24 protein-coding genes and 1 pseudogene are annotated in these 23839 nt (G+C 36.0%); 24 read left to right on the top strand and 1 reads right to left on the bottom strand.

The annotated features are described in order from the left end of the window. The first annotated feature begins 47 nt into the window (after nucleotides 1-47). The 10 genes from PGC14_RS11315 to PGC14_RS11270 all read left to right on the top strand — a co-directional run bounded on the left by PGC14_RS11315 (nucleotide 48) and on the right by PGC14_RS11270 (nucleotide 11481). Nucleotides 48-1331, top strand: a complete 1284-nt coding sequence (locus PGC14_RS11315) for a carbohydrate ABC transporter permease (RefSeq protein WP_271628980.1) — start codon at nucleotides 48-50, stop codon at nucleotides 1329-1331. Between the two features lie 9 nt (nucleotides 1332-1340). Continuing rightward, nucleotides 1341-2192, top strand: a complete 852-nt coding sequence (locus tag PGC14_RS11310; RefSeq protein WP_271628979.1) for a carbohydrate ABC transporter permease — start codon at nucleotides 1341-1343, stop codon at nucleotides 2190-2192. 92 nt (nucleotides 2193-2284) lie between these two features. Continuing rightward, nucleotides 2285-4375, top strand: coding sequence for a methyl-accepting chemotaxis protein (locus tag PGC14_RS11305; protein WP_271628978.1), 2091 nt, complete (start codon nucleotides 2285-2287; stop codon nucleotides 4373-4375). Nucleotides 4376-4677: 302 nt separating this feature from the next. Beyond that, nucleotides 4678-5667: an Rpn family recombination-promoting nuclease/putative transposase gene (locus tag PGC14_RS11300; protein WP_271628977.1), complete on the top strand. Its 990-nt coding sequence runs from the start codon at nucleotides 4678-4680 to the stop codon at nucleotides 5665-5667. A gap of 337 nt (nucleotides 5668-6004) precedes the next feature. Then, nucleotides 6005-7399 (top strand): oxaloacetate decarboxylase subunit alpha, encoded by a 1395-nt coding sequence (locus PGC14_RS11295; protein ID WP_271628976.1) that lies wholly within the window; start codon nucleotides 6005-6007, stop codon nucleotides 7397-7399. Between the two features lie 21 nt (nucleotides 7400-7420). Further along, nucleotides 7421-7789: an OadG family transporter subunit gene (locus PGC14_RS11290; protein ID WP_271628975.1), complete on the top strand. Its 369-nt coding sequence runs from the start codon at nucleotides 7421-7423 to the stop codon at nucleotides 7787-7789. A 47-nt stretch (nucleotides 7790-7836) separates the two neighbouring features. Beyond that, complete coding sequence (locus PGC14_RS11285) at nucleotides 7837-8187, top strand: biotin/lipoyl-containing protein (RefSeq protein ID WP_271628974.1); 351 nt, start codon at nucleotides 7837-7839, stop codon at nucleotides 8185-8187. A 25-nt stretch (nucleotides 8188-8212) separates the two neighbouring features. Beyond that, the gene (locus PGC14_RS11280; protein WP_271628973.1) at nucleotides 8213-9349 is read left to right on the top strand and encodes a sodium ion-translocating decarboxylase subunit beta; all 1137 of its coding nucleotides are present in this window, start codon (nucleotides 8213-8215) and stop codon (nucleotides 9347-9349) included. A gap of 202 nt (nucleotides 9350-9551) precedes the next feature. Continuing rightward, complete coding sequence (locus PGC14_RS11275) at nucleotides 9552-10157, top strand: class I SAM-dependent methyltransferase (protein WP_271628972.1); 606 nt, start codon at nucleotides 9552-9554, stop codon at nucleotides 10155-10157. A gap of 106 nt (nucleotides 10158-10263) precedes the next feature. Further along, nucleotides 10264-11481, top strand: coding sequence for an RNA-guided endonuclease InsQ/TnpB family protein (locus PGC14_RS11270; protein WP_271628971.1), 1218 nt, complete (start codon nucleotides 10264-10266; stop codon nucleotides 11479-11481). 2 nt (nucleotides 11482-11483) lie between these two features. Here PGC14_RS11270 and PGC14_RS11265 read toward each other — a convergent pair whose 3' ends face one another. Beyond that, nucleotides 11484-11672, bottom strand: coding sequence for a hypothetical protein (locus PGC14_RS11265; RefSeq protein ID WP_039767368.1), 189 nt, complete (start codon nucleotides 11670-11672; stop codon nucleotides 11484-11486). Between the two features lie 501 nt (nucleotides 11673-12173). Between PGC14_RS11265 and PGC14_RS11260 the strand changes: the two genes are divergently transcribed. The 14 genes and pseudogenes from PGC14_RS11260 to PGC14_RS11190 form a co-directional block, all read left to right on the top strand. Continuing rightward, on the top strand, nucleotides 12174-13511 hold the full coding sequence (locus tag PGC14_RS11260; protein ID WP_271628970.1) for an ammonium transporter: 1338 nt from the start codon (nucleotides 12174-12176) through the stop codon (nucleotides 13509-13511). A gap of 44 nt (nucleotides 13512-13555) precedes the next feature. Further along, on the top strand, nucleotides 13556-13894 hold the full coding sequence (locus tag PGC14_RS11255; RefSeq protein WP_045173932.1) for a P-II family nitrogen regulator: 339 nt from the start codon (nucleotides 13556-13558) through the stop codon (nucleotides 13892-13894). A 201-nt stretch (nucleotides 13895-14095) separates the two neighbouring features. Next, on the top strand, nucleotides 14096-15325 hold the full coding sequence (gene urtA / locus PGC14_RS11250; protein ID WP_422653046.1) for an urea ABC transporter substrate-binding protein: 1230 nt from the start codon (nucleotides 14096-14098) through the stop codon (nucleotides 15323-15325). 35 nt (nucleotides 15326-15360) lie between these two features. After that, nucleotides 15361-16263 carry an urea ABC transporter permease subunit UrtB gene (urtB, locus tag PGC14_RS11245; RefSeq protein ID WP_307742517.1) on the top strand — a complete coding sequence of 301 codons (903 nt, stop codon included), beginning with the start codon at nucleotides 15361-15363 and terminating at the stop codon, nucleotides 16261-16263. Between the two features lie 18 nt (nucleotides 16264-16281). After that, complete coding sequence (urtC, locus tag PGC14_RS11240; protein WP_271628967.1) at nucleotides 16282-17349, top strand: urea ABC transporter permease subunit UrtC; 1068 nt, start codon at nucleotides 16282-16284, stop codon at nucleotides 17347-17349. A 5-nt stretch (nucleotides 17350-17354) separates the two neighbouring features. Beyond that, nucleotides 17355-18119 (top strand): ABC transporter ATP-binding protein, encoded by a 765-nt coding sequence (locus PGC14_RS11235; protein WP_011917969.1) that lies wholly within the window; start codon nucleotides 17355-17357, stop codon nucleotides 18117-18119. Continuing rightward, nucleotides 18103-18783, top strand: a complete 681-nt coding sequence (locus PGC14_RS11230) for an ABC transporter ATP-binding protein (protein ID WP_271628966.1) — start codon at nucleotides 18103-18105, stop codon at nucleotides 18781-18783. The genes PGC14_RS11235 and PGC14_RS11230 overlap by 17 nt, the downstream gene beginning before the upstream one ends. 49 nt (nucleotides 18784-18832) lie before the next feature. Then, entirely contained in the window at nucleotides 18833-19135 is a 303-nt protein-coding gene (ureA, locus tag PGC14_RS11225; protein WP_045166130.1) for an urease subunit gamma, read from the top strand. Nucleotides 19136-19166: 31 nt separating this feature from the next. Further along, on the top strand, nucleotides 19167-19478 hold the full coding sequence (ureB, locus tag PGC14_RS11220) for an urease subunit beta (RefSeq protein WP_045166131.1): 312 nt from the start codon (nucleotides 19167-19169) through the stop codon (nucleotides 19476-19478). 15 nt (nucleotides 19479-19493) lie between these two features. Then, nucleotides 19494-21206, top strand: coding sequence for an urease subunit alpha (ureC, locus tag PGC14_RS11215; RefSeq protein WP_271628965.1), 1713 nt, complete (start codon nucleotides 19494-19496; stop codon nucleotides 21204-21206). A gap of 430 nt (nucleotides 21207-21636) precedes the next feature. Beyond that, nucleotides 21637-22458: a nitrogenase iron protein gene (nifH, locus tag PGC14_RS11210; RefSeq protein WP_013433018.1), complete on the top strand. Its 822-nt coding sequence runs from the start codon at nucleotides 21637-21639 to the stop codon at nucleotides 22456-22458. Nucleotides 22459-22502: 44 nt separating this feature from the next. Then, nucleotides 22503-22820, top strand: a complete 318-nt coding sequence (locus PGC14_RS11205) for a P-II family nitrogen regulator (RefSeq protein WP_011917963.1) — start codon at nucleotides 22503-22505, stop codon at nucleotides 22818-22820. Nucleotides 22821-22858: 38 nt separating this feature from the next. Next, nucleotides 22859-23232 (top strand): annotated as a pseudogene (locus PGC14_RS11200) (P-II family nitrogen regulator). A 30-nt stretch (nucleotides 23233-23262) separates the two neighbouring features. After that, nucleotides 23263-23839 (top strand): nitrogenase component 1 (locus PGC14_RS11190; RefSeq protein WP_271628963.1); only part of this gene is annotated, 577 nt, incomplete at its 3' end.

The following is a 23839-nucleotide window of genomic DNA, read 5'->3' as shown; positions in this document are numbered from 1 at the left end:
TAAATTCTTTTTAAGCCTGCCAATAAAGTTTAAAGGGGAGGGAAAAGATGGACAGAAAGGAAAAACTATTTGGGTATTTATTTTTGCTTCCTGCAGTTTTGATATTCATCTTTGTTGCAGTAATTCCTCTTGTGCAGGTTTTTGTCTTCAGCTTATTTGACATTCAGCTCAACAATCCAACAAAAAGCGAGGTTTCTCTTTCGTATAAGATAGATGTTGAGAACTATGCAAATACAGTCTTTACAGCATCATCAATACTTGACAGTGTAAGCAGCCAAAGTTTGGATAGCAAACAGAAAAAGATAGTAGATAGAATAAAATCTTTACTGCCTGAGCTGGAAAAGAGCATATTCAATACCAATGAAAAGATGTCGCAGCTTAACAAAGTAAATGACCTTTTGAACAACTTTCAGCCAGTTGATATAAAGCTCAAATATTTATCTGTTTCGAGAAAAGAGATAAATCAATACAATGAGTATGTGAAAAAACTCATATCACTTGCAAATTCATTGCCGAACACGCAAGAAACCAATGATTTAAAACAGGCACTTTTGGCGCTTGACCAGGTTATTGTAAAACCAAACTTTGTTGGTCTTCAGAACTATAGCTACTATCTAAAGGATTCAAGGCTTTTGTCAGCCATAAAAAATACACTTTTGTTTACAGTTGTAACAGTATTTTTTGAACTTGTATTTGGTCTTATGCTTGCTGTTGTTATGCACAAAGTAACAAGCCTGAAAAATGTTTTCAAAAGCATTGTTCTTATGCCCTGGGCAATTCCTACTGTTATATCGGCTTTGATGTGGAAGTTTATGTATGATGGTCAGGTTGGTATTATGTCAAAGTTTTTTGCAGACATTGGACTTATCAAAAGCCCGGCAGACCTTTTATCAAGTACTACAAACGCAATGATAGCTGCAATGACAGCCGACATCTGGAAAACAACACCCTATATTGCAATTTTGCTTGTTGCAGGACTTCAGACAATTCCGGAGTCGCTGTATGAAGCCGCAAAAGTGGATGGTGCAAATGCAGTTTACCAGTTTTTCAGGATTACTTTGCCAATGTTAAAACCAACCATACTTGTTGCTCTGCTTTTTAGAACCCTGGATGCATTTAGAGTATTTGACCTCATATATGTTTTGACAGGCGGCGGTCCTGCAAACTCAACAGAGACAGTTTCTATCTACACTTACAAAACACTATTCAACCAGCTTGACTTTGGAAGAGGTTCGACTTTGGCAGTTTTGATTTTTATAATGGTGACAATCATAAGCTTTATCTATATAAAAATCCTTGGCGCTGAAGTATTCTCACATCAAAAGAGGTGATGGGATAAAATGAAAAACAAGAAGAAATTAACAGGCGAAAAGATAGCAAAGATTGTTATGAACATAATAATTGTGCTGGCACTGATTGTAATTTTGTTTCCTTTTTACTGGCTACTTCTTACATCAATAAGACCAAAAAGTGAAATATTTAATATTTCATCACTGATAACATTAAAACCTCATATTGGCAACTACAAGATGGTATTTACCGAAAGACCATTTGCAAGGTATATTTTAAACAGCTTTGTAATCGGCCTTGAGACAACAATTATATCAATTGTGATTGCCAGCTTTGCAGCATATGCAATTGCAAAAACAAATATCTCACCTAAGATAAAAAACCTTGTTTTGAGTCTTTCACTGGCTGTTTCAATGTTTCCACAAATTACAATTGTATCTCCTATTTACGTTATGGTAAAAAACTTAGGGCTTAGAAACAGCTTTTTTGGGCTTTTGATTCCGTATACCACGTTTTCACTGCCACTTGCTATTTGGTATCTGACAACATTTTACCAAGGTGTCTCTCATGAAATTGACGAAGCAGCAAAAATTGATGGATGCAATACATTTCAGATTTTCTATAAAATAATTACGCCTCTTATAGCACCTGGCATTTTTACAGCAGCTATACTTATATTTATTTCTGTATGGAATGAATTTTTATTTGCTTTGGTCATAAACACTGATGACGTTTGGAGAACAGTCTCAGTAGGAATTGTCATGTTCCAGGGAAGGTTCACAATTCCTTGGGATGAGATTTCGGCTGCTGCAATTGTAGTTATGATTCCTCTTGTACTAATGGTATTTGTATTCCAGCAAAGAATTGTATCTGGTCTTACAGCAGGGGCTGTAAAAGAGTGATTTTTATGGCTATCTAAAAGGAGTTTAGAATATAAATAAACTTGCCTATTTTCCTTTTAGATAGCCTAATTTTTAACAATAGGAGGTGTGGCATGAAGGCGATTGTGAAAAAAGCAAAAAGTTTAGCGTCAACTTTGCCAGGGAAGATAGCTATTCTTCTGTTTTTAGTTGTTTTAATTTTGGTTTTGTTAATAGACATATTTACAGTTACTTTTTCTACATCTATGTTAAGGCAAAACATAGAAGACAGTATTTCAACTTCAACATTCCAATCGGGCAAATATTTTGACCAAATATTAGAACGTGCAAAAGACTTGTCATTTCAGCTTGCTACAAATGAAACTTTAAAAAAATACATAAACGTTCAAAAAACAAGTAATGATGACTATGAAAAACTTGAGTGGAAAAAAGAAGCCCAAAAAGCGCTGTTGAGTATTGTTTCATCAAATAAATTCATTTCAAGTGTTTATATTCTCATAAATAAAGAATCTTCTTTGGGCTATCCTACTATCAGCTTTGATAACATTGATTTTAATAATTTGTTTAAAAGCAACTGGGTTAAGATGGCTTTTGAAAGTGACCAGGGTTTTATATGGTGCGCTGATCATAATCAGTATTTTAATGATGTTCTTAAAGAAGTTGGTTCAGATGTAAGAGATTATTCAATATCCGTAGTGAGGGTATTATATGATCCTTCAACTGGAAATAAAATAGGATTGATTGTAATAGACATCGGTAAAGATGTATTTGACGAAATGCTCTCAAATATCAAAATAACTAAAAATGGCATATCTTTTGTTATTACACCAGACAGTAAAATAATTACTTCAAAAAATTTATCTACTGCAATAAAATCCAAAATAAATGTTATTAAAACTACAATTTCAGAAAAGGCAGATAAAAAGGATGCAGATATTTTTGAAACAAATTTATCTGATGTATGGATAGTAAGTTATTCGAAAAGCTCAGATAGTGGATTTATATATGCTTCATTAATACCTAAAAATGACATAACATCTAAGATATTTAAGCTGCAACTGGTTATCATTTTGATTAGTTTGATATTTGGTGTATTTGTTATTGGAGGAAGCTTTTTTGGCACATTGAAAATTACAAAAAGTGTGAAAGTTGTATTAGAACAAATGAATAAGGCATCAGGAGGGAATTTGACAGCATTCTCTCATGTATCATTAAATGACGAAATTGGTATTCTATCAGATGGCTTTAACAAAATGGTAAGCCAGCTTAGAGAATTAGTCGGTAAGGTTAAGCAGCTTTCTGAACAGGTAAATAAGACCATCTCTACTATAGCAACTATTGCCTCAGAAACAACTGCTGCTTCGAATGAAGTGGCAAAAGCAATTTCAGAAATTGCTGAAGGTGCTTCTTCACAGGCTAACGAAGCTACATTGATTTCACAAGCTATGAGTGGATTTACAAAAGACGTGATTAATATGGTTGAAGATTTTAATAGAATGAACAAGGTTTCAGAAGAAGTTTTGGTTAAAACTGATAGAGGTTATTCTGCAATAGAAGTATTGAGACAGGTTGCAGGTAACTCACAGAAGACCACAAAAGATATGATTTTGCGTGTAAGAGAGCTAATTGGATGGGTAGAGAAGATAAACAAAGTTATGAATCTGCTTTCGAGTATATCTGAACAAACAAGACTTTTAGCGTTAAATGCTACACTTGAAGCTGCTAAAGCAGGCGAAAGTGGAAAAGGTTTTGCTGTTGTTGCAAGTGAAATAAGAAAACTTGCTCAACAGTCTAAAGACGCGACAAAAGATGTTGAAGAGATTGTCAAAAATATTTTATCAAAAGCAAAATTTTCTGAAAAAGTTGTGGACGACGCTGAAAATATAATAAAACTACAGGAAGATTCGATAAGAAGTGTTGAGATTTCTTTTACAGAAATGAAAAATGCTATTTCTGACTTGCTTGAGGGTCTGCAAAGGGCAATTGAGACTTTAAGAGTTATAGATTCAAAAAAGGATAAAATTTTCAATAGTGTTGAAAACATTTCTGCTGTTTCAGAAGAAACTGCGGCTTTATCAGAGGAAGTTTCTGCTGCAACTGAACAACAACTTGCTTCTGTAGAGGAGTTACAGAATATGATATATTCTCTTAGAAATTTGTCTGAAGAGCTGAATAAGGCAGTATCAGTATTTAAAGTAGAATAAACCTTTTAACATTTTTTGGAATATATATTTAAATACTAAAAACTGCAATCTAATCCAAAGACGCTTTGGTGTAGCAGTTACACAAAGCGCCTTTAGTTTTTGTTTTTGTATGTAAACATAAGTACATAGTTTTATGATAGGTGCAGATATAAAGCTGTAGATAGTAAGATGTTTACAAACAGGTTTGTGAGGTTAAGTAATAATAGTGAGATGTAGCTTGTATGCTCTTTTTCATTATGGTATAATTTTAGACAGAAGAAAAAGCTATAGCTGGGGAAAAATTAATTATAAGGATGAAGTAGATGCAGCAGAAAGTACCGCATAACCAGTATGATTTAACATTCAAGAGATTATTTCAATTCAAGGAAGTATTTTTAAACTTTTTAAGGAGCAATATAAATAGAGAATGGGTAAACAGGATAGATGCTGAGAGTTTAGAGTTTGTTGACAGGAGTTTTATCAAGGACGAGTTTGTGGAAAAAGAAGCAGATGTGATATATAGAGCGAGATTAGAAGATACGGACATATACTTTTATGTGTTAATAGAACCGCAATCTACTGCGGACAGGAATATGCCAAGAAGGTTATTTGAGTATATGACTCTTATATGGAAAAGGCACATGGAAGAGAAAGGAGACGAGTTATTACCGCCGATTGTTCCGATAGTGCTGTACAATGGTAGAAGCGGGTGGAATATACCGACCCAGATATTTAAAGGTTTTGATATATTCAAGGATGATATGTTTAACTATATTTTGGTTGATGTAAACGGGCTTGATGATGAAAAGCTAAGAAGCAGGTTAGACCTTTTAAGTATTATTTTGTATTTAGAAAAGTCAAGAAGGAATGCAGAGGAGTTTGTAGAGAAGCTCAGTGAAGTGTCAGAATATGTTTGTAAGTTACCACAGGTGCAGGTAAAAGTGTTTTGTTCATGGCTTTTGAGGATAGTAAAACCGCAGGTGAGAGAGGAGATTGAAAGCAAGATAGATGAACTGCTAAAGAAGATAGAAGCTGAGGGGGTGGAAGATGTGGGAGAGTTTATATTCAATGTTCAGCAGCTGATACAGGAGTATTACAGAGAAGCAGAGGAAAAAGGCAAAGAAAAGGGCTATGAGGAAGGTATACAGGAAGGTATAAAGGAAGGTATAAAGGAAGGTATACAACGGAAAGAAGAGGAAATTGTGAGAAGGCTTATACAAAAAGGGTTTGATGATAATTTTATAGCTGAAGCAACTGGAGTTGAGATTGAGAGGATAAAAAAGATTAGAGAAGAATATATAAAATATTCTTAAATTTTCCTTTGCTATTTGTAAATATCTGTGTTATAATAAAAGCAACAAATTCAAACATTCTCCAAAACAAAGGCGTTTTGGGGTGGTAGCCTCAAAGCGCTTTTATTTTTTGTAGATTTCCATGCATATATATAACAATCTTGCCAGGTTTTCAAAAGTAGTAGGCACAGATATAAAGCAATCAATGTGAAATGTTCACAAACAGGTTTGTATGGTTTAATGTAGAAAAATTTAAGTAAAGATGATACAATAAATACCGTGCGCTTATTGTTAAAAAATTGACCAAAATAAAATTGGCAGCAAAATTCAAAGCAGGTGGTAGAAGGGGTTGAAAAAAATGAAGAGAATTTTCATTACAGAAACCGTTTTAAGGGATGCCCAGCAATCACTAATTGCAACAAGGATGCCTTTGGAAGATTTTGAAGGTATTTTAGACAGAATAGACTCTGCAGGGTATTATTCAATTGAGTGCTGGGGCGGTGCAACATTTGACTCATGTCTTAGGTACTTAAATGAAGACCCTTGGGAACGCTTGCGAAAAATAAGATCAAAAGTGAAAAACACAAAGCTTCAGATGCTTTTACGTGGTCAAAACCTTTTGGGCTACAAGCATTACCCAGACGATGTTGTGAGGATGTTTGTTCGAAAATCTATTGAAAATGGCATGGATATAATAAGGATATTTGATGCTTTAAATGATCTGCGAAACATTGAAGTTGCTGTTGATGAGACAATCAAAGCAGGTGGTCATGCACAGGGCACAATTGTGTATACTATAAGCCCAATCCACAATCTTGAGATGTACGTAAAGATTGGCAAAGACCTTGAAAGCATGGGTGTTCATTCAATCTGTATAAAAGACATGGCAGGTATCATGAGTCCAAAAGAAGCTTATGATCTTGTGAAAGCACTAAAGGAAAACGTAAAGGTACCAGTTTTCCTTCACACACACTCCACAACAGGACTTGGAATTCTCACATACCTAAAGGCAGTTGAAGCTGGAGTTGATGGTATTGACACAGCAATCTCAAGCTTTTCAGGAGGCACATCACAGCCACCAACAGAGACTTTGGACTATGCACTCAAGCAAATGGGTTTTGAAACAGGGCTAAATAACAAAATTCTAAAAGAAATAAACGACTTTTTCAAGCCTGTAAAAGACAAGTTTATACAAAATGGTATTCTTAATCCTTTTGTTTTGTCAACAGACACAGATGCGCTCATCTACCAGATTCCAGGTGGGATGCTTTCAAACCTTATTGCGCAGCTAAAGCAGCAAAACGCTTTGGATAAGCTTGATGAAGTTTTGATGGAGGTGCCAAGAGTGAGAGAGGATTTAGGCTACCCACCACTTGTCACACCAATGAGCCAGATGGTTGGAACACAGGCTGCTGCAAATGTCCTCGCTGGCGAGAGGTACAAGGTGATTTTGAAAGAGGTAAAGGCATATATAAAAGGAGAGTATGGAAAACCGCCTGGGGAGATAAATCCTGAGCTTGTAAAAAAGGTGCTTGGCAGCGAAAAGCCGATTGAAGGAAGGTTTGCAGACACATTAGAGTCCATTTTCGAAAAGACAAAACAGCAGATAAAAGACTTTGCAAAGACTGATGAGGATGTTTTATCTTACATTCTCTTCCCGCAGGTTGCTGAAGAGTTTTTGAAAAATAGAAGTAAACCGAAGACCGCCCAGATGCGAAAGATTGTGTATACAATTGAAGGTTTGAAATCATAAGTTTTAAGAAGGTGAGAAAAGATGCACTACAACTACAGTACACTGGGTGAGAGGCTCATCTTAGGGTTTGAAGTCACCATTATTGGAATGCTCATTGTCTTTGCTGTTTTGGCGCTTTTGAGCTTAATTATAAGCCTTCTTTCAAAAGTTTTACAAAGGATTGCAAAAGCGCCACAAAAAGAAAGTGGTATTGATGAAGGTTTAAATCTCACCATAGATGAGACGAAGGAGTACAAACCTGTCGACAAAACAGGTTTTGTCTCAGGTGAAGCTTTGGTAATTGACGCTGATGATGAAGAGGTTGCGGCAATTTTGGCAGCAGTTTCATTTGACACCAGTATTCCACTTTCTGAGCTAAAAATAAAATCAATAAAACCTGTTAACAGGTAAAAAATGTTTTGAAATAAAACTTATTTTTGCGGAGGGTGATTTTTGAGATGAAATATATTGTAACAGTTAATGGTAAGAAGTTTGAGGTTGAAGTTGAAAGAGTAGAAAACGGCAATGGTTCAAAACAGGCTAATGAAACTTCAAAAAAAGTATCAGCAGAGGAGATTGGCAAAGCAGTAGCCGGAGGAATAAAGATTTCTGCGCCAATGCCAGGAAAAATCTTGGCTGTGAATGTCCAAGAGGGGCAAAAGGTCAAAAAAGGTGATGTTCTTTTTATCTTAGAGGCGATGAAGATGGAAAATGAGATTATGGCACCGGAAGATGGCACTGTTGAAAAGGTAGTTGTATCAAAAGGAGCTCAGGTTGCAAGTGGTGATATTTTAGCAATCTTAAAGTAACTACCAAAGAAGGGGAGAAGCAGAGATGGAATTTTTCAATATGATAACAAAAGCAATCACTGATATACTCATAACATCAGGTTTTGCAAAGATAACCTTAGGTCAGGCTATTATGCTTGGGATTTCATGCGTCTTGATGTACCTTGCAATTGGCAAAAAGTTTGAACCGCTTTTGCTTTTGCCTATTGCATTTGGTATGATGCTTGCAAACTTGCCACTTTCTTTCTTGTCAAGCCAAGACAAGGGCGGGCTTGTTTATTATCTTTATCAAGGAGTAAAGCTTGGGATTTATCCACCACTGATTTTTCTTGGTGTTGGGGCGATGACAGACTTTGGACCACTAATTGCAATGCCAAGCAGTCTTTTTCTTGGCGCTGCTGCTCAGTTTGGAATTTATTTTGCTTTTATGGTAGCGCTTCTTATCGGGTTTACACCGCAAGAAGCAGCATCTATTGGCATAATTGGTGGTGCTGATGGTCCAACTGCAATTTTCCTCACCACCAAGCTTGCGCCACACCTTCTTGGAGCTATTGCAATTGCTGCATATTCTTACATGGCGCTAATTCCGCTTATCCAGCCACCAATCATGAAGCTTTTGACAACAAAGGAAGAGCGCATGGTCAAGATGGATCAGCTTCGAGAGGTTTCAAAACTTGAAAAGATAGTTTTCCCTATTGCTGTGACAATAATTGTATCTCTACTTTTGCCATCTGTTGCACCACTGATTGGTATGCTCATGCTTGGCAATCTTTTCAGGGAATGTGGAGTTGTTGAAAGACTTTCAGAAACTGCTCAGAATGCACTTATTAACATCATCACAATCTTTTTAGGACTTTCTGTTGGTGCAACGGCAAGTGCAGACAGGTTTTTAAATCCAAAGACACTTGCGATAATCTTCTTGGGACTTTTGGCATTCATATTTGCAACAGTTGGCGGTGTTGTGTTTGGCAAGATAATGTACAAACTCTCTGGCGGGAAAATCAATCCTCTAATTGGATCTGCAGGTGTTTCAGCTGTTCCTATGGCAGCACGTGTTTCTCAAGTTGTTGGGCAAAAGGAGAACCCGTCAAACTTTTTACTCATGCACGCAATGGGTCCAAACGTTGCAGGGGTTATAGGCTCTGCAGTTGCAGCAGGTGTGCTCTTGACCTTGTTTAAATAATCAAAAAGAGTTTTATACTATTAAAAAGTTTTCATTAAAAAGAAAATCTGATAATATATTTAATAGTAGCTAAAAAAACACTATAGAATAACAAAGCCCACGAAGGGAAGAAGCATCTCGAATTTTCCTTTTGTGGGCTTTTGCTTTTTGTCTCATGCAAATTTTTTCAAAAATCTTATTAAGAAAGAGGTGAAAAACAAACATGGATGTACAGAGATATTTTGACATGCTTGCAGAAAAGTGGGATGAAATTGCATGGCATGACCCTCAAAAGGTAAATGAAATAATAGAAAAAATCCAGCTCAAAAAGGGTGATAATGTTTTAGATGTTGGATGTGGCACAGGAGTTTTGATAGAATATATTTTAAAATTTGTCGGGCAGCAAGGAAGCTATCTCGGGGTGGACATTTCAAAGAAGATGATTGAAAGAGCAGAAGAAAAGTACAAAGAAATAGAAAATGTAGATTTTGTTTGCAGTGATGTAATGGAGCTTCCTTTCAAAGAGTACTTTGATGCTATCATATGCTACTCAGTTTTTCCGCATATAGAAGACAAAGAAATGGCAGTGAAAAAGTTTTCTCAGATGCTAAAAGAAGGTGGCAAGCTTGCAATTGCTCATTCACAGTCAAGAGATAGAATAAATAGCCTTCATAAAGACCTTCCTGAACCAGTAAAGAATCATTTTCTGCCGCCGATGAATGAAATCATCGTCTTGTGCCAAAAAGCAAAGCTAAATAGCATTTGCAATATTGATAGCAGTGAGATGTTCCTGCTAATTGCTCAAAAAGAACATATCAATAATATTTAGATCTATCTACCCAGTTATTTATCAGATCAAGCAAGAAGACTCCATCTTCTATAAGATGGAGATAAATTGCCAAAGATATGATACAATATTCTTAAGGTGATGCAAAATGTACAAAACCCAGAAAAATCACATAAGATGTGATAAACAAACATACATGTTGTTGCAAATACTGTGCCATTTTTCAAAGAATCTATACAATTATGCTTTGTATCACATAAGGCAACACTATTTCAAAACCCGGCAATATCTGCGATATGAAAGTGTATATCATCTTGTAAAGGAAAATGAAAACTACAGACTGCTTCCATCGCAGGTTGCCCAGCAAACGCTTATTTCTGTAGATGAGGGTTTTAAATCCTTTTTAGGTCTTTTGAAAGCTAAAAAAGAAGAGAAAACAGATAAAAAAGTTTCAATACCAAAATACCTACCAAAGGATGGGATGTACCAGATTGTTTTCCCTAAGGACCAGTTCAAGGTAGAAGGGGATAAACTAAGACTCAGTCTTGGTAGAAATTTTTACAGGGAATTTGGGATAAGGTACTTGTATTTTGAGTTGCCGCAAAACATTACAGGCAAAAAGCTCAAGGAAGTCAGGATAATACCAAAGTTTCATGGCAGATGGTTTGAGATTGAGTATGTGTATGAGGAAGAAGAACAGTCTTATAATCTTGACAAAAGCAAGTACTTATCGATAGACTTAGGGCTTGACAATTTTGCAGCGGTGGCTGATACCATCGGGACTGCCTTTTTGATAGAAGGCAGGTATATAAAATCAGTCAACCGATGGTACAACAAGGAAAGAGCAAGACTTCAGTCAATTTACAGCAAGCAAGCGATAAAATCTGGTAGAAGACTTGCTCAGATTTCTCTTAGAAGGCAGCATATAATTGACAACTTTTTGAATCAAGCAGTCAACTTAATAGTTAAGCATTGTTTAAGTAATCAAATAGGCTGGGTAGTAGTAGGGAAAATGAAGGAGATAAAACAAGAGATAAATCTTGGTAAAGTAAACAATCAAAATTTTGTGGGGATACCGTTTGAGAAGTTCAAGAGGAAGTTAGAATCAAAGTGCAAGTATTATGGTATAGGGTATGTGGAAGTGGATGAAAGCTATACATCACAGACATGCAGTAGATGTGAAATAATAAAGAAAAGTAACAGGAAACACAGGGGATTGTACGTATGTAAAGATTGCGGGTATGTTGTTAATGCAGATATAAACGGTGCGATAAATATTTTAAGAAAAGTAGCTGGTGAATCTGCTATAAGGCAGATAACCAGTAGTGGGTGTGTGAACCACCCTGTGAGAATAAGGGTAGTATAACACTACCAAACTTCTTGCGAAGCCTCCACCTCTTCAGGTGGATGGTAGTTCACTATTAATTCTTTGTGTTTCTCTGTATCTAACATTTCAAAGTTGTAATTTTTGAATAAGATTTTAAAATCCTCTGGAAGTTTCACAGAAGCATACCTCTCTGTTACAGCTGGTTCCTTTTTTTTCTTTCTGTTAATCATTATAATATAACCATAAAAATTTGCCTTGTAAATTTGTTATCATGCAATAATCATCTAATTAGGTACTATAGAATTAGATTAACAAAAAGCAAAGCATACAAATACATCCTACTTTTTATATACAATATCTAAAACAATTATAAATTACCTTAAAAACTTTATATAAAATAAAATGCAATTTTGGTATTGACAAATTGCAAAATGAAGAATATAATGAGAATAAACAAAGAGAATAAAAAAAGAAAGGCAAAGGCGCCTTTCAAAAGGTTGCCTTTGCCTTTTTTATTTAACACCGCAATTTACTCAATACTTCTTTTACCTCACATGGGATAATACTCCACACACAACCCCATTTGCAATGTTTTTTCTTTTACTTTTTTCTTTAAAATAGCTTTTTTATTATACCACATAAATTTATTTCTGAAAAGAGGGGCGCAGGGAGGTGTTAAAAAGTGCTTTTCAAATTCAAATCAACTTTCAATTAAATGAGGAGGGTTAAAAATGTATAGAAGTTTTAAAATCCTGCTTGGTATTGTACTTTTAATCCTTGCTTTGATATTAGGATTTAGCACAGCAAAAGCTGACCAGATTACACCTGAAAAGGTCGCAACAGCAATTGACAATGTGTGGGTGCTTATTACAGCGTTTTTGGTCTTCTTCATGCAAGCAGGGTTTGCAATGGTTGAAGCAGGTTTTACAAGAGCAAAGAACGCAAGCAACATTGTTATGAAAAACCTAATGGACTTTGCAATCGGTTCTGTAATTTTCTGGTTGTTCGGGTTTGCATTCATGTTTGGCAAAGACGCTGGTGGTTTTATAGGAACGTCAGGATTTTTCCTAAGCGACTCATTCAAACATTTAGGGCTTTCAATTCCGCTTACATCATTCTTGATGTTCCAGACAGTATTTGCAGCAACAGCCGCAACGATTGTCTCTGGTGCTATGGCTGAGCGAACAAAGTTCATTGCTTACTGTATCTACAGCGCAGTTATTTCATTCATAATATATCCTGTTGTTGGTCACTGGGCATGGGGCGGCGGCTGGCTTAGCAAACTTGGATTTATCGACTTTGCAGGTTCAACTGTTGTACATTCTGTTGGTGGCTGGAGTGCACTGATAGGTGCCGCAATGCTTGGACCGAGAATAGGAAAATACACAAAAGATGGCAAGGTCAATGCTATCCCTGGCCATAGCATCACCTTAGCAGCACTTGGCACATTTATCTTGTGGTTTGGCTGGTTTGGATTCAACCCAGGTTCTACTCTTTCAGGTATGAACGACAAAATTGGCGATATTGCAGTCAATACAAACTTGGCAGCTGCAATGGGTGCGGACTTGGCGATGATATATACATGGCTAAAGTACAAAAAACCGGACGTTAGTATGACACTAAATGGTGCTTTGGCTGGTCTTGTTGCAATCACAGCAGGATGTGCATCAGTTAACGCTTGGGGTGCAGCAATTATTGGTGGTCTTGCAGGAATACTTGTAGTTGTCGCTGTTGAGTTCATTGACAAAAAGCTCAAAATTGATGACCCAGTCGGTGCAATCTCAGTGCATGGCGTATGTGGTGCGTTTGGTACACTGATGGTTGGTCTTTTTGCAACAGATGGAGGTCTTTTCTATGGCGGTGGAATAAAACAATTTTTAGTGCAGCTTGCCGGAGTTGTTTCAACGTTTATATGGACTACAATAACAGCCTTTATCCTCTTTGCAATTATCAAGCTCACAGTTGGTTTGAGAGTCTCTGAAGAGGAAGAGATAGAAGGTCTGGATGTTACAGAACATGGCACAGCAGCGTATGGCGACTTTGTAATAAAGTCTCAAACAGTTAAGTAAAAATATGTAGATAAGCTAAATCTTAATTGAAAAGGGTGAAGATTATGAAAAAGATTGAGTGTATAATCAGGCCTGAGAAGCTTGAAGAGGTAAAAGATGCTTTAAACCAGCTTGGCATCAAAGGTATGACGGTGTCACAGGTTATGGGCTGTGGTCTTCAAAAGGGAAAGACTGAGTATTACAGAGGTGTTGAGATTAACATAAACCTCTTACCAAAAATAAAGATTGAGCTTATTGTAAAAGACTCAGAGGTTGATAGAATTGTAGACACAATCATAAAAGTTGCACGCTCTGGCAGGATAGGCGATGGAAAGATATTCATCTACAATGTCGAAGATGCAGTGAGAATCAGAACCGGCGAAAAGGGAGAAAGTGCGATATGAAATTTGGGGGGCTTGCCTTTATCTTCGGTCAATAGTTTTCCGCTTACAATTTGGCAACAGCAGGCATCCAAAACACCCCCAAATTGAGAGGATAGATCAGCCTTGCCTCTTGCGCCCCTCTAAAATGATATTAATGCTGAATTACAAAAAGATATTAAATTATTGGGAGGAGGAATTAGACTTATGAGAAAATCAAATGAAATGTTGGTAAAAATGTTGTCTTTGTTATTAGTAATTGTAATGGTTGTGGCTGTCTTATACGGGTGCAAAAAGTCTTCATCTTCTTCTGAAAGTGAAAAAGAGAAAAGTGAAGAAACAATAAAAGTTGGCATTTTACATTCATTAAGTGGGACAATGTCAATAAGTGAGGTTTCTCTGAGGGACGCAGAGTTAATGGCCATAGAAGAAATTAATAATAATGGTGGAGTACTTGGTAAAAAATTGGAGCCTATAGTAGAGGACGGAGCATCGGATTGGCCAACATTTGCTGAAAAAGCTAAGAAACTTTTGCAAAAAGACAAGGTAGCAGTTATTTTTGGTTGTTGGACGTCTGCGAGTAGAAAGGCTGTTTTACCAGTTGTAGAAGAAAATAATGGTTTACTGTTTTACCCGGTTCAATATGAAGGTTTAGAATCATCACCCAATATTTTCTATATGGGAGCTGCACCTAACCAACAGATAGTTCCAGCTGTGAAATGGTTATTTGACAATGGCAAAAAAAGATTTTATTTGTTGGGTTCAGATTATGTTTTTCCACGTACAGCAAATAAGATTATTAAGGCTTATCTAAAGTATTTGGGCGGTGTTGTGGTTGGAGAAGAATACACGCCATTGGGTCATACAGATTATAGTTCTGTGATAAATAAAATCAAAGCTGCAAAGCCAGATGTAGTGTTTAATACGCTAAATGGTGATAGTAATGTGGCATTTTTCAAGCAGTTAAAAGATGCGGGAATTGATGCCAAAACTCTACCAGTTATGTCAGTAAGCATTGCAGAAGAAGAAATCAAAGGAATTGGTCCAGAATATTTAAAAGGCCATCTTGTAGCATGGAACTATTTCCAAAGCGTAGATACTCCTGAAAATAAAGAGTTTGTAGAGAAATATAAGAAGAAATATGGAGAAGACAGGGTAACCGATGATCCTATTGAAGCAGCATATATAGGAGTGTATTTATGGGCTAAAGCTGTTGAAAAAGCAGGGTCAACAGATGTAGATAAAGTAAGAGAAGCTGCGAAAGGAATTGAGTTTAATGCTCCGGAAGGCCCTGTTAAGATCGACGGAGATAATCAACATTTATATAAGACAGTTAGAATAGGCGAAATACTAGAAAATGGACAAATAAGAGAACTGTGGAAAACAAATAAACCGGTAAAACCAGATCCGTACCTAAAAGGTTATGAATGGGCCCAAGGATTAAGTGAGCAATAAATCTATAATAAAGGCAAGAGGAGGGGGTGAAGAACATTAGTTACTGGTTTAGTAATATATTCAATGCTCTTAGTGTTGGTAGCATTTACATCTTAATTGCTATGGGTCTTGTCATAACATTTGGTTTAATGAAAATTATAAATATGGCTCATGGAGAGTTTATAATGCTTGGTGCGTACACTACTTATGTAATTCAGAATGTTTTTGAAAAGTATTGGAAGTCGTTCTTTGACTATTACATTTTAATTGCAATACCTGTGGCTTTCATAGTAGGGTTTTTAATAGGTGTTTTTATTGAAAAGACTATTGTGAAAAGGCTATACGAGCGCACGTTAGATAGTTTGCTTTTGACTTGGGGCATAAGTCTAATTCTTCAACAGTTAGTTCGAAATATATTTGGAGCTCCTAACGTTGAAGTAAAGACACCACAATGGATGTCAAAGCAAATTAATTTTGCTTCTCATTTGTTTATACCATCAAGACGACTTTTTATCCTTGTGGTAGCAATTAGTCTTTTGATACTAATGTTTATCTTGCTGAACAAAACTGTAATAGGGTTAAGGATTAAAGCAGTTCTTCAGAATCGAGAGATTGCTTCAGCATTAGGAATAAATTCTGAAGAAATTGATTCCTTGTCATTTGGTATAGGCACAGGACTTGCAGGTGTAGCTGGATGTTGTTTGACCATACTTGGGCCTATAGGTCCAAGCATGGGCACAAATTATATCATAGATGCTTTTATGATTGTTATTTTAGGTGGAATGGGGTATTTACCAGGGGTTATCATTAGTTCTTTAATTATTGGATTTTTAAAAACCTTCTTTGAATTAAATATGAGTACTACCATGGCTAAAGTTTTGATTTTCATAATCATAATTTTAATACTTCAATTTAAACCTCATGGCTTGTATTACAGACCCGAAAGGAGCGCAGTATGAAAAGTAGGGGTGCTAAAAATGAGTAGAAATTGTAACAACTTAATGTCCAGAGTTTTCGAATTAATTTTGTTTGGAAGTTTGATGTTACTTCCTTTTGTTACCTCATCATTCAGAGTTGCTTTGTTTGGCAAGTATCTTTCTTATAGTATAGCAGCTGTAGGGATTGTGTTATTATGGGGTTATACAGGAATTCTAAGTTTAGGGCAAGCAGTCTTCTTTGGATTAGGGGCTTATGCATTAGGAATGTACTTGAAATTAGAGGCTTCAAATTTTGGATTAACCGATTTTATGCAATGGTGTGGGTTAGAAAAATTACCACTTTTGTGGGTGCCATTTAAAAACGTGTTTATTGCTATTTTATTAGGAATTCTTATTCCGGCACTATTAGCAGGTGCATTAGGTTATTTCACTTTTAAGAGGAGTATTAAAGATGTGTATTTTACTTTAATTACTCAAGCACTGGCTGTAATTTTTGTGACGCTTTTTATAGGTCAGCAACCTCTAACAGGTGGAACAAATGGATTAACCAATTTTAAGACCTTTTTAGGGATTAGCCTAAAAGATGAAAAGATAAAAATGTGGATATATTATCTAACACTTGCTGTTGTTATAGTGTTGTATGTTGTGGGTAAAGTGATTGTAAAGAAATATGGGAATATATTAATTGCAATAAGAGACAATGAAGAGAGATTAAAATATTTAGGAATAAATCCATTAGGATACAAAATAACTATATATATATTTTCAGCTGTTTTGGCAGCAATTGGTGGAATGTTATTTGTATTGAATGTTGGAATGATTTCGCCGAGCGAAATGGGTATTATTCCATCAATAGAATTAGTTTTAGGAGTTGCAATTGGTGGAAAAGTAAATCTTCTTGGTGGTATTGTGGGAACTGTAGTGGCATATTTCTTAAAGAGTATTATAAGTGAGAATTATCCAGATATTTGGTTATATCTACTGGGAGTTGTGTTTATTATGATTTCGTTAATTGAGTATACAAATATAAAACTGATTAAAAATATAAGATTCTCAAAATTTAAAAAAACACATAACATTTTGAAAATAAATGAGAAACTGAGGTGAGAAATATGCCTCATCACTTGTTAAAAGTTGAAAATCTCTCGTTTGCAGTAAATGGATTAACCATACTTAACAATATTAATCTTTTTCTAAATGCTAATGAAATAAGGTTTTTAATAGGGCCCAATGGAGCAGGCAAAACAACATTAATGGATATTATTTGTGGAAAAATTTCTCCTTCTAAAGGCAGAATTGTTTTTAATGAAAAAGATATTACCTATCATCCTAATTATATACGTGCAAAAGTAGGGATTGTTAGAAAATTTCAGACACCAAGTGTTTTTAATACGTTAACAGTGCGCGATAATCTTATTTTGAGTTTTATAAGTGAAGTTGGCTTAAAAACAGTCGAAAAAAATATAAAAGAAATAAACGAAAGAATTGAAGAAATAAGTAGAATTTTCAATTTAGAAAAAAAACTTTCAGAAAAAGCACAAAACCTATCTCATGGTGAACGTCAAATGTTGGAATTATGTATGATTATGGTAAAAAAACCTTCATTAGTTTTGTTAGATGAACCAGGTGCGGGATTAAGTAAAACTGAAAAGAAAAATCTATCTAAAATTATTGAGCAAATTAGACAAAATACAACAGTGTTGATTGTAGAACACGATATGGACTTTGTGAGAATGTTTGAAACTGCAAGAGTGACTGTACTACATGAGGGGCAAATCATAGCAGAAGGGAAAATGGATGAAATTCAAAATAACAAGCAAGTGATTGAAGTTTACTTAGGGAAAGGGAGGAGTAGAGATTATGTTGTTAATCAATAATGTTTATTCAGGATATGCTGACAGTATTGTTCTTCATGGAATTTCTTTACGAGTAGATAAAAACTCTATAGTAGGTATAATTGGAAGAAATGGTGTTGGGAAAACCACACTCTTAAAAACAATTTTGGGTATAGTAAAAATAAAAAAGGGAGAAATATGGTTTGAAGAGAAGCTCATTAATTCATTAAAACCTTATGAAAGAGCAGAATTGGGAATTGGTTATGTCCCCCAAGGAAGAGGAATTTTCCCTCAATTAACTGTTGCAGAAAATTTGCTCATTATGAATAAAAATGTTCAAAGCAGAATAGAGGAAGTATTCACTTTATTCCCAAAGCTTAAAGTGTTAATAAATAGAAAAGGAGGGAGCTTAAGTGGTGGAGAGCAACAACAGCTTGCCATAGCAAGAGCATTGATTAAAAGTCCAAAGTTATTAATTCTTGATGAGCCAACAGAAGGAATACAGCCTTCAGTAGTGGAAACTATAGTATGTGCATTATACGAAATTAAAAAAAGAGGAATCTCGGTTTTAGTAGTCGAACAAAATTTAGATTTGTTGTTAGAGATAGGTGATTATTATTACTTTCTTGATAGTGGGCATGTAGTTGACGAAGGGGTAATAAATGAAGAAAGTTATCCTACTATGTGTAGACTTTTAATGGTTTAAATTAAATAACTAAAAGAGTTATACAGCATGAGAGGGGAGATGGTAAATTATGTATCTGACAAATGAAGAAAAGGAAAAATTATTGTTGTGGTTAGCAGGTAAAATGGCGAAAGAGAGAAAGGAGAAAGGGTTAAAATTGAATTATCCCGAAGCAGTAGCTTATATATGCTATGAAGTGATGGAAGCAGTTCGCGCGGGATGTTCTTATGAAGAAGCAATCAAAACTGTTGAAACTGCATTAAGAAAAGAGGATGTGATAGAAGGAGTAGAAGATATGATTGAGGATATTCAAATTGAGTTGACATTTGAAGATGGTACAAAATTGATTTCAGTTCAAAGACCAATTAAATGATTAAATTAAATAGTGGGGGGGAATAAGCAAAATGAGACCAGGGGAAATAATAGTTAAAAAAGGAGAAGATATTGTTTTAAACGCAAGTAAAGAGATTACTCGGATAAAAGTGAAAAATGTAAGCGAGAAAAATATCCAAGTTGGGTCACATTATCACTTCTTTGAGGTTAATGAAGCATTGGTATTTGACAGAAAAAAAGCAATTGGTAAAAGGCTTAATATACCAGCAGGGACGACTGTACTTTTTAAAGCACAAAGTGAAATAGAGGTCGAATTAGTAGATTATGGCGGGTTAAAAAGAATAGATGGCTTTAGAAGAAAAAACTTTATTGAAGCTCAGTAGGAGGTGGACAAAGCAATGACATATCGTATCAAAAGAGAAGATTATGTCAAGGTATATGGACCTACAGTTGGTGATAAAATACGACTTGCAGATACTGATTTAATAATTGAAATTGAAAAAGATTATACAGTCTATGGAGAAGAATGTAAATTTGGTGCTGGAAAAAATATTAGAGATGGAATGGGCCAAAATCAGTTTGCTTGCAATAATAGTGCTCTAGATCTTGTAATAACAAATGTTGTGATAATAGACTGGTGGGGAATTGTAAAAGGAGATATAGGAATTAAAGATGGGAAGATAGTTGGAATTGGAAAAGCGGGGAATCCAAATGTTATGGATGGAGTTACTCCTAATATGGTGATAGGTCCTTCAACTGATGTTATTTCGGGTGAAGGCTTGATTGCTACAGCAGGTGCAATTGATACTCATGTTCATTTCATTTGCCCTCAACAAATAGAGACGGCTCTTTATAAAGGTATAACGACATTAATAGGTGGTGGAATAGGTCCTACAGAAGGAACTAAAGCTACAACATGTACTCCAGGAGTTTGGAATATATTCAAAATGTTAAAAGCAATAGATAACTTTCCTGTGAATATTGGGCTGACAGGGAAGGGGAATTCCTCATATGAAAAGCCGTTAATTGAACAAGTGAAAGCAGGGGTAGTAGGTTTTAAAATACATGAAGACTGGGGTGCAACACCAACAGTTATAGATACATGTTTGAAAGTAGCTGATGAGTTTGACGTCCAAGTAGCTTTGCACACTGATAGTATGAATGAAGCGGGATTTGTTGAGGATACAATAAAAGCTATTGGCAATAGAGTTTTACATGCATATCATGTTGAAGGTGCAGGTGGTGGCCATGCACCAGACGTTCTGAAAGTTGTACAGTATAAAAATATAATACCTTCATCTACCACTCCTACAATGCCGCATACAATAAATACTTTTTCAGAACATCTTGATATGCTGATATTCTGTCATCATCTTGATAAGAATTTAGAAGAAGATGTTGAATTTGCAAAAGCAAGAATAAGAGAAACAACCATGGCAGCAGAGGACTACTTACATGATATAGGAGCAATAAGCATTATAAATTCTGATTCACAAGCTATGGGAAGAATAGGAGAGGTAATTACTCGAACATGGCAAACAGCTGACAAAATGAAAAAGATATATGGACGTCTACCAGAAGATACCCAAAATGATAATTATCGTGTAAAAAGATATATAAGTAAGTATACGATTAATCCAGCAATTGCTCATGGTATTTCACAATATATTGGTTCTCTTGAACCAGGAAAAATTGCAGATATAGTTTTGTGGAAACCTGCATTCTTCGGAGTAAAGCCAGAGATGATAATAAAAGGAGGATTTATTATAGCATCAAAAATGGGTGATGCTAATGCTTCAATACCAACCCCTCAACCTGTTATTATGAAAAAAATGTTTGGAGCATTTGGAAAAGCTGTTTATGATACTGCTGTTACATTTGTTTCTGGTTATTTCTATGAAAATGAGATAAATAAGAAAATAGGAATAAACAAAAAAGTCTTGCCAGTGAAAAATTGTAGAAATATATCAAAGGAAAATATGATATATAATAACCAACTGCCGAAGATAGAAATTGATTATAAGACATTTGAAGTATTTGTCAATGGCAACAAGATTAATGTTCCTCCTGCAGTTTCCTTAAACATGACACGAAGATATAACCTATTTTAAAAAAATAAACTCGCAGTTTAACTTAATATATTTTGCTTACAATTTGGCAACAGCAGGCATCCAAAACACCCCCAAATTGAGAGGATAGATCAGCCTTGCCTCTTGCGCCCCTCTCTTTTGAAAAGTGAATAATGTGTTTTGTGCCTGCCATTGCCACGTGTTATCAAAAACTTGGAAAAGCCTAAAATGTTTGGTTGTCTGCTGTTGCCCTTTTTATAGATTTTATCCTTATTTCAAATAAAGATAAAATTCAGGGGGAGAGCAAAAAAGTACTTCCTTCACCCTCCACACAAGCTGGTGAATTTGTACAAATAATCTCCCCCTGGCACGCAAAATTATATCCTCTTTGTACCCTCAAATTAAAGTTTACCATAACAAAATTGACAATTCAATAAAAAACTATCTTGGTGAAAGGGAGGTCAAAAAAAGAATGAGACAGATTGCAATCTATGGAAAAGGCGGTATTGGAAAGTCTACAACAACTCAAAACACAGTTGCAGCTCTGGCAACTCTTGGCAAAAAGGTAATGATTGTCGGATGTGACCCGAAAGCTGACTCAACGCGCCTAATTTTGGGAGTCAAATCACAGGTAACAGTAATGGACACTGTCAGAGAGGTTGGTGAGAGCAATGTCAAGCTTGACAAGGTAATGTTCACAGGCTTTGGCGGAGTTAGGTGTGTTGAGTCTGGTGGGCCAGAGCCTGGTGTTGGGTGTGCCGGGCGTGGTGTTATAACAGCAATCAACCTTTTAGAAGAGCTTGGAGCTTTTACTGACGACCTTGACTTTGTGTTCTATGATGTTCTGGGTGACGTTGTTTGTGGTGGTTTTGCAATGCCAATCAGAGAAGGAAAGGCAAACGAGATTTACATTGTAGCCTCTGGTGAGATGATGGCACTTTATGCTGCAAACAACATCTGCCGAGGAATCCTCAAGTTTGCGGAGACAAGTGGCGTTCGACTTGGCGGAATTATCTGCAACTCAAGGAGGGTAGAAAACGAAAAGGAGCTTTTAGAAGCGTTTTGCAAGAGGCTTGGCACACAGCTTATAAAGTTCATACCCCGCGACAACATTGTCCAAAAAGCAGAGATTAACAGAAAAACTGTGATTGAATACGACCCTGAGAGCAATCAGGCAAAAGAGTACTTAGACCTTGCAAAGAGAATAATAGAAAACGATATGTTTGTAATTCCAAAACCAATGCCAATGGATGAGCTTGAAAAGCTAATAGAAGAGTATGGACTGGCAGACTAACTAACACCAAGAAAGTAGAAAAATTCAGGGAGGTATTTTGAGTTATGAAGATGATAAGGGCAATAATAAGGCCGGAGATGCAAGAAAAAGTTGTTCGTGCACTTGACTCAAATGGTTTTGTTTCTATGACAAAGATTGATGTGTTTGGCCGAGGCAAACAAAAGGGAATCAGAACAGGAAGTATCCTCTATGACGAGCTTCCAAAGACAATGCTGATGATGGTTGTTGAAGATGAGGATTGCCAAAAAGTTGTAGATATCATCCTACAAAATGCATACACAGGAAACTTTGGAGATGGCAAAATTTTTATAAGCCCTGTTGAAGAGGCGTATACAATCAGAACAGGTGAGAAGAAGCTTTAAATTTATTTACAAAAACGTAAGGTGGTGAAGTTTCCAAAATGAAAGAGATAATAGCAATTATCAGAATGAACAAGGTTGGCGTGACAAAAGATGTACTGGTGGCAGCAGGGTATCCTGCTGCCACATTCCAAAAAGTATTGGGGCGCGGCAGGCAGCGTGGACTTGTTGGTGAGGTAAAAGCTATTGAGGTTGACAAGGCAACCGAGATGGTGCTTTCATCATCTGCTATGGAGTTTGTTCCAAAACGCATGATTACAATCATTGTTGATGACAAGGATGTAGAAAGAGTTGTCAACATCATCATGGCAGTAAACCGCAAGGTCAGGTGGGCGATGGGAAGATATTTGTCCTTCCTGTTGAAGATAGCATAAGAATCAGGACAAGGGAAAAAGGCTTCGAGGCCTTGGTATAAAAAATTGTTAAAAAAGGGGGCTGAATGAAAATGCCGTTTGTAACTCTTGATTGTGATAAGTACATTGAAGAAAGAGGAAGGCACACATATATCACTGATAAGAAAAATCCTGTTATACCTGTTTGTAACGTTAGAACAGTGCCCGGCGACATGACAGAGCGCGGGTGTGCATTTGCAGGAGCAAGAGGTGTTGTTGGAGGGCCTGTTAAAGATGTAATTCAGATAGTCCATGGGCCAATTGGTTGTGCTTACTATACATGGTCGTCTCGAAGACATCTTTCAGACAGTGAGTTTCACAGAAAATACTGCTTTTCAACAGATATGCAGGAAAAGGATATAGTCTTTGGAGGGGAAAAGAAGCTTTACAACGCCATCATCGAAGCAAACCAGGAATTTCCTGAAGCGAAAGCAGTGTTCATCTATGCAACATGTCCTACTGCCCTGATTGGCGATGACTTAGAAGCAGTTGCTAAAAAAGCTTCAAAAGCAATTGGAAAACCAGTAGTTGCCTTCAACTCACCAGGATTTTGTGGTGTTAGCCAATCCAAAGGACATCATATAGCAAACCACACAATCTTTGAAAAGATTGTTGGGACAAAAGAACTTG

Origin of the sequence: Caldicellulosiruptor sp. DIB 104C (assembly GCF_028198085.1) — a bacterium.
In the GTDB taxonomy this organism is placed as follows: Bacteria; Bacillota; Thermoanaerobacteria; order Caldicellulosiruptorales; family Caldicellulosiruptoraceae; genus Caldicellulosiruptor; species Caldicellulosiruptor saccharolyticus.
The sequence above is the reverse complement of the archived record's forward strand: the minus strand, read 5'-3'. Positions and strand labels throughout refer to the sequence as shown.

Excerpts from the sequence above, each read along its gene's own strand:
- PGC14_RS11315 (WP_271628980.1), top strand. The coding sequence starts at position 48 with ATGGACAGAAAGGAAAAACTATTTGGGTATTTATTTTTGCTTCCTGCA.
- PGC14_RS11310 (WP_271628979.1), top strand. The coding sequence starts at position 1,341 with ATGAAAAACAAGAAGAAATTAACAGGCGAAAAGATAGCAAAGATTGTT.
- PGC14_RS11305 (WP_271628978.1), top strand. The coding sequence starts at position 2,285 with ATGAAGGCGATTGTGAAAAAAGCAAAAAGTTTAGCGTCAACTTTGCCA.
- PGC14_RS11300 (WP_271628977.1), top strand. The coding sequence starts at position 4,678 with ATGCAGCAGAAAGTACCGCATAACCAGTATGATTTAACATTCAAGAGA.
- PGC14_RS11295 (WP_271628976.1), top strand. The coding sequence starts at position 6,005 with ATGAAGAGAATTTTCATTACAGAAACCGTTTTAAGGGATGCCCAGCAA.
- PGC14_RS11290 (WP_271628975.1), top strand. The coding sequence starts at position 7,421 with ATGCACTACAACTACAGTACACTGGGTGAGAGGCTCATCTTAGGGTTT.
- PGC14_RS11285 (WP_271628974.1), top strand. The coding sequence starts at position 7,837 with ATGAAATATATTGTAACAGTTAATGGTAAGAAGTTTGAGGTTGAAGTT.
- PGC14_RS11280 (WP_271628973.1), top strand. The coding sequence starts at position 8,213 with ATGGAATTTTTCAATATGATAACAAAAGCAATCACTGATATACTCATA.
- PGC14_RS11275 (WP_271628972.1), top strand. The coding sequence starts at position 9,552 with ATGGATGTACAGAGATATTTTGACATGCTTGCAGAAAAGTGGGATGAA.
- PGC14_RS11270 (WP_271628971.1), top strand. The coding sequence starts at position 10,264 with ATGTACAAAACCCAGAAAAATCACATAAGATGTGATAAACAAACATAC.
- PGC14_RS11265 (WP_039767368.1), bottom strand. The coding sequence starts at position 11,672 with ATGATTAACAGAAAGAAAAAAAAGGAACCAGCTGTAACAGAGAGGTAT.
- PGC14_RS11260 (WP_271628970.1), top strand. The coding sequence starts at position 12,174 with ATGTATAGAAGTTTTAAAATCCTGCTTGGTATTGTACTTTTAATCCTT.
- PGC14_RS11255 (WP_045173932.1), top strand. The coding sequence starts at position 13,556 with ATGAAAAAGATTGAGTGTATAATCAGGCCTGAGAAGCTTGAAGAGGTA.
- urtA (WP_422653046.1), top strand. The coding sequence starts at position 14,096 with ATGTTGGTAAAAATGTTGTCTTTGTTATTAGTAATTGTAATGGTTGTG.
- urtC (WP_271628967.1), top strand. The coding sequence starts at position 16,282 with ATGAGTAGAAATTGTAACAACTTAATGTCCAGAGTTTTCGAATTAATT.
- PGC14_RS11235 (WP_011917969.1), top strand. The coding sequence starts at position 17,355 with ATGCCTCATCACTTGTTAAAAGTTGAAAATCTCTCGTTTGCAGTAAAT.
- PGC14_RS11230 (WP_271628966.1), top strand. The coding sequence starts at position 18,103 with ATGTTGTTAATCAATAATGTTTATTCAGGATATGCTGACAGTATTGTT.
- ureA (WP_045166130.1), top strand. The coding sequence starts at position 18,833 with ATGTATCTGACAAATGAAGAAAAGGAAAAATTATTGTTGTGGTTAGCA.
- ureB (WP_045166131.1), top strand. The coding sequence starts at position 19,167 with ATGAGACCAGGGGAAATAATAGTTAAAAAAGGAGAAGATATTGTTTTA.
- ureC (WP_271628965.1), top strand. The coding sequence starts at position 19,494 with ATGACATATCGTATCAAAAGAGAAGATTATGTCAAGGTATATGGACCT.
- nifH (WP_013433018.1), top strand. The coding sequence starts at position 21,637 with ATGAGACAGATTGCAATCTATGGAAAAGGCGGTATTGGAAAGTCTACA.
- PGC14_RS11205 (WP_011917963.1), top strand. The coding sequence starts at position 22,503 with ATGAAGATGATAAGGGCAATAATAAGGCCGGAGATGCAAGAAAAAGTT.